This is a genomic window from Parabacteroides sp. FAFU027, assembly GCF_022808675.1.
Taxonomy (GTDB): domain Bacteria; phylum Bacteroidota; class Bacteroidia; order Bacteroidales; family UBA7332; genus CAXXIC01.
Window position 1 is genome coordinate 1 of sequence record NZ_JAKZKV010000013.1, and the last position, 12,961, is coordinate 12,961.

A 12,961-nucleotide genomic window follows, 5' to 3' on the forward strand; every position below is an offset into this window, starting at 1 on the left:
CTGATAAAACTCATCTTCGAGACCTCTTCGACAAAACTAAATTTCAAAATGACAAAGAGCGTTTTAGGCTTAATGAGCCAAATTTATTTGATTTTTAATTCGTCCCAATTTTTATGGGACACTAGTGAAATAGGTCACTAAAGCTATTCTACTAGACTTACATGAGGCCGTCTGTAATACCACTGTTCTAAAGATTCCCATGTTTCGCATTATCAAAATGACCACAAATCAATATTAAGTTAAACTCATCAAATGTCTTTGTATTTATTCCGACTCATTTGTTTATATAATATGAATGAGAGATTCTAAATAGCACACAGCAGAAATGAGATTTTTTGTTGACCTTTTCCGACTGCACGACTAAGACAACCTAAACCAGAACTTAATTTACTAATTATCTTTTCAATTTGATTCTATTTATTGACCTAAACCAGAACTATTAAGTGCGGAGTCAGCACGGTAAACTCTGACAGCTTTATCATGAAAACAAGATTTTCGCTATTGACAGTATTAATTGCGCTATTATTTAGTGCAAATTTATTTGCGGAATATTCCAATGCATCTTTAGCTGGAGCATGGTACATTCCGGCTTCAAGCAGTTCGGAAGAAGAAATTTACATGATCTTTGATGAAAAGGGAATAATAACCGAATTCGGCGGATACAATATAGTTAATAATGGAACGAATGTCGGAACATATACCGTTACTCCCTCTGGACAAGTCACAATAAATCTGACAGTAGACAATTCCTTGTACACAAATACAGGGCAATTTTTCACGCTGGACTCAATATCAGGTTTTAGTGGAGAAGAACTAGCGTATATGGTAAAAATTCCTGATATCGGAACTCTGGCTGGATATTGGAGTGGTTCTATCAGTAACTCTGATTATTCTGGAAATTTCTATATATCAATTGATAATACAGGAAAAATAACTTCACCATCGTCATATTTCGGTCATGTTTTTACCAGGAAAGGAAAAGTGATAGGTTTTATTGCCACTAATAATGGATCTGATTGTTGGGGACAAATGCAATTTGCTGATTGTATTTTCTTAAAAGATAACATTTCCGGAAAAATGATAGCAGACTGTTCTGACATTAATGGGAGCATTTTCTTATCACGATTCTCAACTCAAATGTACTCTTACAAAGAGATAACACCCAAATTCTACTATATTATAGGGATGGGAGACGGAAAATGGAATAATTCATCTAAGGGACTGGGAGCCTCCTATTATCCAATGAGTATAGTAACCGGAAATCAATATGATGCAAATGGGAATGGCATATTTACATATACCGGATATTTTCTTTCTACGAATCAGTTCAAATTGATTGGAGGTAATCTTGATTGGTTAGAGCAATGGGGAAACGATGGAATTCCAGGAATAAATAATCCTATTCATAACTATCTTCTATCTTCAAATTTCCAAGTACCTGCTGATGGGCTGTATATAATAACATTAAACTCCATATCCAACACACTTAGTATAAAACAATTAACCTCATATATCCCAACTTGGTATTCTACAATTGGACTAATTGGAGATATGTCGAATTGGATGAATGAGGTAACGATGAATCCGGTTGGACCTTTGTATAACCATGTCTGGTATACAAACTACACATTTGCATCCAACTGCATCGTAGATCAAGGTGTAAAATTTAGAGCTAATAATGACTGGTCAACCAACTGGGGATGTGCAGATTTCCCATATGGCATCGGAAGTCAAGATGGTGCTAATATTCCTTATACAGCCGGAACTTATACGATTTTTTTCAATGATGTTAGTGGCACTTATTATTTCTTCAAACAATCTACCAGCGCAGTAAAGGAGGTTAATTCCAAATTCATTTCCATTTACCCCAATCCTGCATCTAACTATATATACATAAAAGGATTAACAACCGAAGTTACTACAAGAATAACAAACTTAAATGGAGAATTAGTTACTACTGAATCAGTTCATAATAATTCTATCAATATTAGTTCACTTCCTACAGGAATATACTTTTTACACATTGAGACTCAGGAAGGTATAGTTATGAAAATGTTCATTAAAGAATAAAGAAGTGTTGTCATACATAAAGTACAACAGCCCCGAATCAGAATGACTCGGAGCTGTTTACATTATCACTTAGTGTATTTGCAATTCACCGGGTGACTCCGAGTCACCCGGTGAATAAAATAAATCAGAATCTCAACCAATGCTTCACCTCTTCCATAGTGCGGCCGGTGAGGGCTGCATAATCAGCCAATTGGTCTTCACCGATACGGCCAATATTGAAGTAGCGTGATTCAGGGTGAGCAAAGAGCAAACCGCTTACGGTAGCAGACGGAGACATCGCACCGTTTTCTGTCATGCGTATGCCCACTTCGCTCATGTCGAGGATTTCGTTCAGTTTGAAGTTGACAGACTGGTCAGGCAAGGACGGATAACCAACGGCAGGACGGATACCGCGGAAGTGTACCTTGAATAACTCTTCGATATCAAGCGTCTCATCGGCAGCATAACCCCAGTACTCCTTGCGGATTTTCTGGTGCAGGTACTCGGTTCCTCCTTCAGCCAGACGGTCCGAAAGGAATTGCAGCAACATCGCTTTGTAGTCGTCTCCCTCTTTTTTGAACTTCTCGATGTAGCCTTCAATCACCGGCCCTACCGTTACGGCAAAACCACCCACATAGTCAGTTACCCCTGACGATACCGGAGCCAGGAAGTCAGAAAGTGCAAGGTAATTTGCATTGTCGCCTACCTCTTGCTGACGGATTACCGGGAAGGTATAATCGCCTTTATCTGTTTTAATGTAAATCTTATTATGTTCTGCATTGGCTTCGTACAAGCCAAACACCGCACTTACAAAAGCATATTCATCGGCACAAAGCATATCGAGCATACGAAGTGCATCTTTGTAAAGCTGCATAGCCTCCGATGCCTTCGGACGGTCTTCCACCGGGAAAGAAACCAACCAGTTGGCACGACAAGAATCGCAACCGTGCAGGTCAGCCACTTCAGCAAACTTACCCCCCAGACGCCATGCTCCAAAGAAGAATTTCCAGTGGATATACGGTAGCAGCTCCTTTACAGGGATATTAATCACCTGACGTCCCATCACATTTGGTTTTTCAGGAGTATGGTTGATGAAATCCGGTTTGAGCGCTTTCGCTTTAGCCTCTTCGTAAGAAATCGTCTTTTTCTCCATTACGATGCTATTGCGAAGCATATCATACTCTTCATTCAGCTGCTTCACGAACGCATCACGCGTATCATGATTCATCCACTGCGCCAGTTTACCCGGAGTTTGCGATGCATCTTTCGAGTAAATGACCGGTGCGCTGTAGTTCGGAGCGATTTTTACCGCCGTATGGATTTTAGAAGTGGTAGCGCCACCGATTAGCAATGGCATTTCAAAGCCTTCTTCCTCCATCGCTTTAGCTACCTTGCACATTTCGTCCAGTGACGGAGTAATCAATCCGCTCAAACCGATAAAGTCAGGCTTGATTTCTTTAGCGACACGGATAATCTCTTCGAGTGGGGTCATTACGCCCAGGTCAACCACTTCGTAGTTGTTGCAGGACAATACCACGCCAACGATATTTTTACCGATATCGTGAACGTCACCTTTTACTGTAGCCAGAAGTACCAGACCGGCTTTAGAGGATGCTCCGGCTTGTTTTTCCGCTTCGATGGCAGGTTGAAGGATAGATACCGCTTTCTTCATGGTGCGGGCAGTCTTCACCACCTGAGGCAGGAACATTTTACCTTCACCAAAAAGCTCTCCCACCTTGTTCATCCCTTTCATCAACGGTTGGTCGATAATATCAAGGGCACGCGGGTACACCTGCATCGCTTCTGCCAAGTCCTCTTCCATGTAGTCGCCGATACCTTTTTGCAAAGCGTGTACCAGACGGTCTTCCAACGGATAGGTACGCCACTCGTCCACTACGGTTTCCTTCTCACCGGTAGCCATCGCTTTGACCGATTCGGCAGTTTCGATGAGGCGTTCGGTGGCATCCGGACGACGGTTGAAGATAACATCTTCGATACGCTCCAGTACATCTTTCGGAATATCTTCATAGGTTACCGCTTCAGATGGATTGACAATCGCCATGTCCATACCCACCTTGATGGCGTGGTAGAGGAACACCGAGTGCATCGCCTCACGGATGTAGTTGTTACCGCGGAATGAGAACGACAGGTTACTCAGTCCACCGCTCACTTTCGCACCCAGCAGGTTTTGCTTGATCCATTCGGTCGCTTTGATAAAGTCAAGACCGTAAGTCGCATGTTCTTCGATACCGGTGGCTACTGCCAGCACGTTCGGGTCGAAGATGATATTATTCGGATTGAAGCCTACTTTATCTACCAACAGGCGGTAAGCGCGTGAGCAAATCTCTTTGCGGCGCTCGAAAGTATCGGCTTGTCCTTTTTCGTCAAAAGCCATCACCACCGTAGCGGCTCCGTATTGATTCAGTTTTGTAGCATATTCAAGGAATTGCTCTTCGCCTTCTTTCAGACTGATGGAGTTCACCACACATTTTCCCTGAAGGCATTTAAGACCCGCTTCGATTACCTCCCATTTAGACGAGTCAATCATCACAGGCACGCGGTAGATTTCCGGTTCAGAAGCCAGCAGATTGAGGAAAGTGGTCATTTCTTTCACACCATCGAGCATACCCTCGTCCATGTTCACGTCGATGATCTGAGCACCGTCTTCCACCTGCTTACGGGCAATAGAGAGCGCTTCTTCGTATTGACCTTCCTTAATCAGACGGAGGAATTTGCGGGAACCGGCCACGTTACAACGTTCACCTACGTTGATGAAGTTCATTTCCGGTTTAACCTCCAGCAGTTCGAGACCCGACAGACGCATGTGTTCTGTTTTTGGAGAACGTTTGTGAGGCTCTGCACCATGCAGCATTGCGCTGTAAGTAGCAATGTGGTCAGGTGTAGTACCACAACAACCTCCAATGATGTTGACCAGGTTTTCATCGAAATACTCCTTAATCTGAACCGCCATCACATCCGGTGTTTCATCGTATTCTCCGAAACGGTTAGGCAATCCGGCATTCGGATAGGCACTGATGTAGTATGGGGAAATTTCGCCCAACTCTTTTACGAAAGGCTTCATATCGCGTGCTCCGAAAGAACAGTTTAGTCCCACGGAAAGAATATCAGCATGTTCCACAGAGGCCAGGAAAGCGCCCATAGTCTGGCCCGACAAGGTACGTCCGCCTTTGTCGGAAAGCGTTACCGAAAGCATAATCGGCAGCTTTTTACCTTTCACCGCCATCGCCTTTTCAGCAGCAAAAAGCGCCGCTTTGGCATTCAATGTATCGAAGATCGTTTCAATCAGGAAAGCATCCACTCCCCCGTCAATCAACGCCTCCATCTGCTCCTGATAACAATCGCTCAGTTGATCGAACGACAGGGCGCGGTAAGCAGGGTTGTTTACGTCGGGCGACATCGAGCAGGTCTTGTTGGTCGGACCCACCGCACCCGCCACGTAACGGGGTTTGTCGGGATTCTGTTGAGTAAACTCGTTCGCCACCTCAATAGCCAGTTTAGCCGCCGCCAGGTTCATCTCGCGGACATACGACTGCATGCCGTAATCCTCCATCGAAACGGAGTTTGCATTGAAGGTGTTGGTTTCGATAATGTCAGCTCCACCCGCCAGATACTGGGCGTGGATCTCACGGATTACCTCCGGCTTGGTGATACAAAGCATGTCGTTATTGCCTTTGTAGGTGCGGTCATCGCTCACCAATGTACCCCGGTAATCTTGTTCGGTTAGCTTGTAGCGTTGAATCATCGTTCCCATAGCTCCGTCGAGCACGAGGATACGTTTTTCAAGTACAGCCTGAATGGGAGTTTTTTGAATCATGAGTTTGTTTGTTACCTATGTTAATCTGAGTGTGTTAGTAATTGGCACACAGATGACACGGATGCTGCGCAACACGGATTTTCTATATGAAAATTGTTTTTGAAAACCCCGGTCATCTGGGAAATTTAATCGCCTGATTATGCGATTCCACAATAAACACACAAAAGTACTCCTTTGTTTGCAGAAGAACAAACAAGAAGATGAATATGTCCGTGTGTATAAGGCTCGAAAACTGCGATTTGAGCAAATATCTTTTTGACAGCTTATGAGGCCTTTTCCATTATTCTGGTAAGTAAATCTTCTTATTTGGGCATTTCAACAAATACCTGGAGCATAGGTAGAGCATACGTGGACCATACGTGGAGGATACGTGGAGCATCAGAGGTGGGAAAAAGCTGGTATTTTCAATATATTGAAGTAACAAAATGTCAAATATGAAATTAACGGAAAATTCCTTTTTCATCTGATTCTCATTTTGACATTAAATCAAAGCGATTTGGTCTATTTTGAAAGAAAATTCACCTATCCTGGTCTCCCACCCTCTTCTTAGAGCATCCTTAGAGGATCCCTGGAGCATCCCTAGAGTGTCCGTAGAGGATCAATCCCCGTAAAAGACGCTTTTTTGAGAAAGTGTGAGTAGCAAAATGTCAGTTCCGAACTAACGTCTTTTTCGCACAGGGTTAAAACCCGTGTGCTACAAAATCAGTCATGCCTACTGCATTTTAGGATTATATGGTAGTCAATAACAAAAACAGGTTACCTCAATTGAATGAGACAACCTGTTTTTATTATTTGTAGATAAAAGCGGAAAAGCTATTATTTCTTCGTTTTTACAGTTTGCTTCAGTGCCATTTCATTGTCATCCAGATCCTGACCAAAATCAGGCATGCCGTCCTTAATCCATCTCAACACTCTGGCGCGGGTATGACGATTTGGATCGTATAATGATTCACCTTTGATCTCCTTGTAATCACGGGCATGGTAAATCATCACATCGGTTTTGCCATCCTCTGCCACGGTGAAGCTGTTATGACCCGGGCCGAAACGTTTAAGCTTTTCATTGGTAAAGAAAACCGGTTTATCCAATTTGTGCCAGGAAGCCGGGTCCAGAAGGTCTGCACCTTCTTCAGCCCAAAGCAGACCGATGCAGTAAGTAGCATCTGTCGCGCTCGCCGAGAATGCAACGAACACCTTTCCGTTGCGAACCAGGACTGCAGGACCTTCGTTCACTTTGTATTTGTGCATTTCCCACTCATAATCAGGCTGCGTGATCACCACCTGTTTATCATCGAGCGTTGTCGGGCTGGTCATTTTTGCGATAAAGAGGCCAGTGTTGTCTCCGTTGGCAGAGGCTCTGTCTACCCAGATCATGTAGCGTTGGCCTTTATGAGAGAAAGTGGTGGCATCGAGGGAGAAAATATCCTTTTTACTCACAATCTGTCCTTCCTCTTTCCACTCTCCTTTAGTCGGGTCTTCCGAAGGATTTGACAAGGCATATTTGTGAATGGACCACTTGTTCTCTGCTGAGCCTGCGGCAAAATAGACATACCATTTTCCATCAATACGGTGCAGTTCGGGCGCCCAGATGTGGTTACCCATAGGGCCTTTGTCATGCTTACGCCAGATCACTACCGGCTGAGCCGTTTTGATACCATTGATCGTTTTGGATTTACGTATCTCAATACGATCATACTCGGGTACAGTTGCGATAAAGTAATAGGTGCCATCGGCCGCTTTGGTCATAAAGGGATCTGCCCGTTGCTCTACCAAAGGATTGTTGAACTGGTTTTTCTTCAACTTTTGCGCATTGACAGTCCATACGCTGACGACGAACGCCGAAAGCAATGTTAGTTTTAATAGTTTCATGGAGTTTATAATTGTTTGTGTGCTGTTTTAACTTCGATGGTGAAGATAGTTTATTTGTATAAAAGAGCAGTTGTGAACCGATTTCGGTTTTTATTTTTTAGATTTTGTTTGGGGAATACGACACTCCTGGGTTGAATAAAAGTTTAGGTTTTCCTTACATTCATAGAAAGGAAAAGGTAGGAACATCACCTCTTCTCAGGGCTTTTTTCCTACCTTCGCATCATTAAACCTCGCAGGTGTAACCACTTGTGTTAATTCAGCGAATAGTATGATACAAGACATATTCCCCCACCGGTTCGACAATCATTACCAACCGGGCGAAGTGATGAATGATCAGGACCTTATCCTTCATTACAAAGACAACACCTTGTTACTCAAAACCAACGGTGACGAACTGGAAATCCCCAGAAAGAAAGATTTCCCCAACTTATCAGACTCTACCCATTCCACTTTTCTTTTTTCCCTCAACGATGTATCCTGCTTTCTGGTATGGGACAAGCCCAAAACCGATGACACTTCGGTTACTTTCCATGAAATCAGCTTCTTCCGGACAGCCAGCCGTAAAGAGATGGCGTTTACCGGCTTAGTGGGGTATCACCTGCGCAATTGGTATGCAGAGCATCGATTTTGTGGCCGGTGTGGTCACAAGACGATACATAAGGCTGACGAACGTGCCCTACAGTGTCCGGAATGTAAAGCGCTCTTTTTCCCAAAAATATCACCGGCTATCATCGTTGCCATCACCTGCGGAGATAAAATCCTGCTGGCCCGCAACGTCAATTTCGTCGCGGGCAGATATGCCCTGATTGCCGGATATGCCGATGTGGGCGAAACACTGGAAGAGACTGTTATCCGCGAGGTGAAGGAAGAGATCGGTCTGGATGTGAAGAATATCCGTTACTACAAAAGTCAGCCCTGGCCCCTATCGGGCTCGATGATGGTGGGCTTTACCGCCGAAGCGGATGAAAATCAACCAATCGTGATCGACGAACACGAAATTGCCGAAGCTGCGTGGTTCTCCCGGGATAATCTACCGGATTATCCTTCTGCAGTGAGTATTGCGGGGGAGATGATCGGGAAGTTTGAACGGGGGGAGTTGTAGATGGTTCTGTTGTTTTAACGCTGACATGTGTGCGACGAATCAAGCAAAATAGCAACCCTTGTATAGAACAAATACAGCTAGTAGCTGTCGAATTCAAAAATAAATTATCTCGAAAATCGAATTTGATGAAACTCAGACAACTGCTTTTTCCAAACAAAAGAATATCCAAAGATCTTATTTCAATACAAATCAACCGTGATAGCGTTTGTATGGGCGATGATTGTGAGTCACACAAGACAATTTTCGAACTAAAAAGGGATACTACACTGGCGAAGTTGTTGCAAAAAATCAAGAATAAGGGATATCTCGCACAAATACAAGGAGGAAAAGCGACCTGGTTGGTCATTAACCTCAAAAAGGAAATTGCAGTTGTTGCACAACAATGGAGGGACCCTAAATATCTTTCGATAAATGGGGATACAAAACTCAGCGAATTAGAAAAGGGAAACGGACAAATCAGAATTCATTTCAGGTATCTGACACAGCAAGACCCCGATATCATTTACAATGAGTATATTAACAAAACACCCAATGAATAAAACCGACTTTGAAGAAATCATCCGTCGTTCACTGGAACTGCGGAAACAATATCACCAACAGGAAGTGCAATATCACGGTAGCGAGTGGACGATAGAGGAAGATGCCCTGGCATTCCTTACCGACGCTGGATTGGTTGGACGCAACATTATGTCGCAACAGGGTCGCTGGCCGAAAGAAAACGCACAGGCTGAGCTGGAGCACAAACTCGGGGAAAACATCTGGTGGCTGATTGTCCTGGCAGAACGTTCCGGGATTGATATAAAGAAAGCGGTTAATGACTTCCTGACTAAAACGGAAGAATCGCTTTTATAGCTTTCTCGCAGGGTAAAATCCGACCCATAAATTACATCATCATGAACACAACTCCATCACACTACAACCTACCCTCCCGCATAAAGCTCGAAGCATTGGGCGAGCAACATCTGGGTATCGTCAGACTGATCAAAAGCCGGATTATCCGTAAGGATGCGGAGAAAATAATCGAAACAGCCCGACAAATCAAAAACACATCTGTAGATGTGAAGGTATCACTGATTTGCACCCGTAATATCTGCTCAAAGTCCATCAGGTTACTGGAAGAGGAAGGTATTGGAATTGTGTTTCGGGAGGAATAAACTTTGTACAGGGTTAAAACCAGTGTGCTACCACATCAGTCATGTCCACTGCATTTGATGTAGACAATCTGCACATATTACGCGTCAAGCGGCATAAAGCCGCTGATCGCTTGCCACATCAGCTTGTCGGATGGAAGAAATAAAGTTACATTTGCACTCATTCATCCCCAATTATAATTATTATGATTCGACTTAATGTATTTATCTCGGTAGAAGAGGCAAACCGTACCAAAGTATTGGAAGCTGCGAAAGAACTGACTGCTTTATCAATTCAGGAAGAAGGTTGTATTGCATACGACATTTTTGAAAGTGCCACACGTCCTAATGTCTTGATGTTTTGCGAAACGTGGAAAGATAGCGAAACACTTAACAAACATGCTAAAAGCGCACATTTCATCAAGAATATTGCTGTACTCAATGAATTTGCCAACATGAAGATGGAGAAATTCGAGTTTTAAAAGCCTACACATAAGAGAGTGGCTTAAAGTGCCCCAAAATGCCTGAAAAACGTTCTGCGGCACTAAAAAATGAGCCATCGGCACTGAAAAGCGCTTGGGAGTCACTGAAAAATGCGAGAGAAGCACTGTAAAATGGGACAGCGGCACTCCGAAATGCAATGGAGGCACTGAAAAACGCGAGAGCGGTGCTGAAAAATGTATTGGAGGCGCTGAAAAATGCGAGGGAGTCAACCTCCCGACCATTTTTCAGTGCCTATAAACGTTCGAAGGGCACTTTATTAATTATAAAATAAGCATTCAGACGGTTGCATATTCCAGTCGCTCTTCCATTTGCTGTTTTCGCATAAAAACAAAAACAGAGAGCGCGGCGACAAATAAAAAAGCGGTGCCAATAATGGCAGAATAATTCACACTCATCCCGGCATCGATAGGAAGGCCGCCACTGTAAGCGCCCAATGCATTCCCCATATTAAAGGCAATCTGGATAAATGCGGCTCCCATCATTTCACCACCTTGTGCATTTTGCAATATCAACAGCTGAACCGCTGACGAAACTCCAAACAGGCAAAACGAAGAAATACACATCATGGAAAGTGAAACCATGGAATGAGTGGCATAAAAGAATATCATCATTAATGCCAATCCTGCGATGGCATAGCCTATACTGGCAACAGCCGAACTTCTGAAACGATCGGATAATCTACCACCTATCAGATTACCCACCACCATGCTGCAACCGCTCAAAACCATAATCCAGGTCATATCTCCTGCTGAAAATCCGGATAGTCCGGTCATCAACGGAGCGATGTAGCTATAATAGCAAAAAACACCGCCACTGCCTAATCCCGTGGCAATCAGTATCAGCCAGGGCTCGATATTCTTCATAAAACGAAACTGACCTTTGAGTCCTGTATCCGGAACCGGAGACTGTGAAGGTAGAAATTTCACCAGTGCCAAAAGATTAATAACACCCCAGGCGCCTGTCCCGTAAAAGATGATTCGCCACGTAAAATGATTGGTTATATAAGCCCCCAGAGGTACACCCAGGCAGGTTGGCGACTGTCATACCGGAAATCATAAAAGCCAAAGCTTGAGCGCTTTTTCCTTCTTGTGCAATGCGCCTAGCAACGATAGATCCGACCCCAAAGAATGCCCCGTGAGGCAACCCGGAGACAAAACGCATGGCCAGCATCATCGAATAACTACCCGATAAGCCGGTTAAGGTATTTCCCAACGCATATATAAAAATGAGCAAAAAGAGAACTTTCTTAAGCGGAAACTTTCTGGCGCCAAGGAGCATGACTGGCGCACCGACACTTACACCAAGAGCATACGCAGAAATCAAATGACCGGCTTCAGGTATTGAGACACCCAGATCTCTGGCTACAAAGGGTAAAATCCCCATCATGACAAACTCCGAAATCCCCAAGCCAAAGGTCCCCAACGCCAGCGGCAACAAACTCTTCTTCATCAACAATCCCTTTTTATTTTCAGGGTGCAAAATTACGCCAACATCCAGTCCCCTACAATAAAAGGTTAATTAATTATTGCTTATTTACTTCTGTCCTTTTACGTAACCTTGTATTCTCCCGGAGTTATCCCGGTCAGTCGCTTAAAGTATTTTCCGAAAAAAGACTGATCGGGGAAGTTGAGCCTGTCTGATACGATCTGAATATTCATGCCCGGTGTTTTCAGTAAAGCCTTAGCTTCGAGTATGACCACATCTTCGATCCATTCGGCTGCTGTTTTACCGGTTAGTGATTTACATAAAGTCGAAAGATATTTAGGAGTAAGGCATAATTTATCGGCATAGAAGTTGAGTCCGCGTTCTTCCCGGAAGTGTTCGAATATCAGCATCTTGAAGGTGGCGAAGATCTCTTCTTTGTGGGATTTCCGGATGCCTGATGGTAAATACCTGGACTGAACAAGAGCCATCATTTCGTAGAGCATGGCCAGAAACAGATTATTTACCACAAACTCACGCGTAACGGGATTTTCGATATATTTCTTGGAATGGATCATTTCATAGTACTGAAGGATCAATTCCTTTTCATCCTCTGCCATATTGACTACCGGATGATCTCTGAGAAAAAGATAGATGGAAAAGTCAGCCCTCAGATTCAGTTGAATTGAATTCATAAAGCTTTCCGAGATTGCAAAGAAACGCAGGGAAATATCCTCACTCATGCTAATCACCCTGATCAGATGATCCGGTAAAATGACGCACACCGTATTGGGGATAATTTTATAATAATTGAGGTTAATCTCGATCTCGGCGCTTCCCTCTACGCATAAGGCAAATGCAATGCAATCAGTCCGGCTCGGGTAGTAGGGGAAGGGTATGGTCCGGAGGTTATCCGAAAGGACCAACCCGTCTGTAATAAAGTCGGTAGGATGCGATTCCAGAAAATCGCAGAACCTCATTAATGAGTCATCCATATATTCTGTGTTGAGTGGATAAATTTACAAATAAATAGTGTTGTTGGTATTCCAAATG

At 43.7% G+C, this 12,961-nt stretch carries 9 protein-coding genes and 2 pseudogenes; 7 read left to right on the plus strand and 4 right to left on the minus strand.

The features are described from left to right. Positions 1 to 98 (plus strand): annotated as a pseudogene (locus MLE17_RS15965) (IS4 family transposase); the annotation flags it as partial. 382 nt (positions 99 to 480) lie between these two features. Beyond that, positions 481 to 2,070, plus strand: coding sequence for a T9SS type A sorting domain-containing protein (locus MLE17_RS15970; protein ID WP_243349727.1), 1,590 nt, complete (start codon positions 481 to 483; stop codon positions 2,068 to 2,070). Positions 2,071 to 2,194: 124 nt separating this feature from the next. On the opposite strand, the gene metH is transcribed toward MLE17_RS15970, so the two are convergent. Both metH and MLE17_RS15980 read right to left on the minus strand, forming a co-directional pair. Further along, positions 2,195 to 5,881 (minus strand): methionine synthase, encoded by a 3,687-nt coding sequence (gene metH, locus MLE17_RS15975; protein ID WP_410795636.1) that lies wholly within the window; start codon positions 5,879 to 5,881, stop codon positions 2,195 to 2,197. Between the two features lie 819 nt (positions 5,882 to 6,700). Beyond that, positions 6,701 to 7,750 carry a family 43 glycosylhydrolase gene (locus MLE17_RS15980; RefSeq protein WP_243349729.1) on the minus strand — a complete coding sequence of 350 codons (1,050 nt, stop codon included), beginning with the start codon at positions 7,748 to 7,750 and terminating at the stop codon, positions 6,701 to 6,703. Positions 7,751 to 8,018: 268 nt separating this feature from the next. Here MLE17_RS15980 and nudC point away from each other — a divergent pair, with 268 nt between their 5' ends. The 5 genes from nudC (at position 8,019) to MLE17_RS16005 (ending at position 10,464) form a co-directional block, all read left to right on the plus strand. Further along, positions 8,019 to 8,852, plus strand: coding sequence for an NAD(+) diphosphatase (gene nudC / locus MLE17_RS15985; protein ID WP_243349730.1), 834 nt, complete (start codon positions 8,019 to 8,021; stop codon positions 8,850 to 8,852). 125 nt (positions 8,853 to 8,977) lie between these two features. Then, a complete protein-coding gene (locus MLE17_RS15990; protein WP_243349731.1) occupies positions 8,978 to 9,391 on the plus strand; it encodes a hypothetical protein in 414 nt (137 codons plus the stop codon). Continuing rightward, positions 9,384 to 9,704, plus strand: a complete 321-nt coding sequence (locus MLE17_RS15995) for a MazG-like protein (protein ID WP_243349732.1) — start codon at positions 9,384 to 9,386, stop codon at positions 9,702 to 9,704. The genes MLE17_RS15990 and MLE17_RS15995 overlap by 8 nt, the downstream gene beginning before the upstream one ends. Positions 9,705 to 9,745: 41 nt before the next feature. After that, complete coding sequence (locus tag MLE17_RS16000) at positions 9,746 to 10,006, plus strand: hypothetical protein (RefSeq protein ID WP_243349733.1); 261 nt, start codon at positions 9,746 to 9,748, stop codon at positions 10,004 to 10,006. 182 nt (positions 10,007 to 10,188) lie between these two features. Then, on the plus strand, positions 10,189 to 10,464 hold the full coding sequence (locus MLE17_RS16005; RefSeq protein WP_243349734.1) for a putative quinol monooxygenase: 276 nt from the start codon (positions 10,189 to 10,191) through the stop codon (positions 10,462 to 10,464). Positions 10,465 to 10,761: 297 nt separating this feature from the next. Here MLE17_RS16005 and MLE17_RS16010 read toward each other — a convergent pair. Both MLE17_RS16010 and MLE17_RS16015 read right to left on the minus strand, forming a co-directional pair. After that, positions 10,762 to 11,935: pseudogene (locus tag MLE17_RS16010) on the minus strand (MFS transporter). A 98-nt stretch (positions 11,936 to 12,033) separates the two neighbouring features. Next, positions 12,034 to 12,903 carry a helix-turn-helix domain-containing protein gene (locus tag MLE17_RS16015; RefSeq protein ID WP_243349735.1) on the minus strand — a complete coding sequence of 290 codons (870 nt, stop codon included), beginning with the start codon at positions 12,901 to 12,903 and terminating at the stop codon, positions 12,034 to 12,036. Positions 12,904 to 12,961 lie beyond the last annotated feature (58 nt).

Bases quoted from the DNA above. Each gene is read 5' to 3' on its own strand.
- MLE17_RS15995 (WP_243349732.1), top strand. From the start codon at position 9,384: ATGAATAAAACCGACTTTGAAGAAATCATCCGTCGTTCACTGGAACTG.
- MLE17_RS16015 (WP_243349735.1), bottom strand. From the start codon at position 12,903: ATGGATGACTCATTAATGAGGTTCTGCGATTTTCTGGAATCGCATCCT.
- MLE17_RS16000 (WP_243349733.1), top strand. From the start codon at position 9,746: ATGAACACAACTCCATCACACTACAACCTACCCTCCCGCATAAAGCTC.
- MLE17_RS15970 (WP_243349727.1), top strand. From the start codon at position 481: ATGAAAACAAGATTTTCGCTATTGACAGTATTAATTGCGCTATTATTT.
- MLE17_RS16005 (WP_243349734.1), top strand. From the start codon at position 10,189: ATGATTCGACTTAATGTATTTATCTCGGTAGAAGAGGCAAACCGTACC.
- MLE17_RS15990 (WP_243349731.1), top strand. From the start codon at position 8,978: ATGAAACTCAGACAACTGCTTTTTCCAAACAAAAGAATATCCAAAGAT.
- MLE17_RS15980 (WP_243349729.1), bottom strand. From the start codon at position 7,750: ATGAAACTATTAAAACTAACATTGCTTTCGGCGTTCGTCGTCAGCGTA.
- nudC (WP_243349730.1), top strand. From the start codon at position 8,019: ATGATACAAGACATATTCCCCCACCGGTTCGACAATCATTACCAACCG.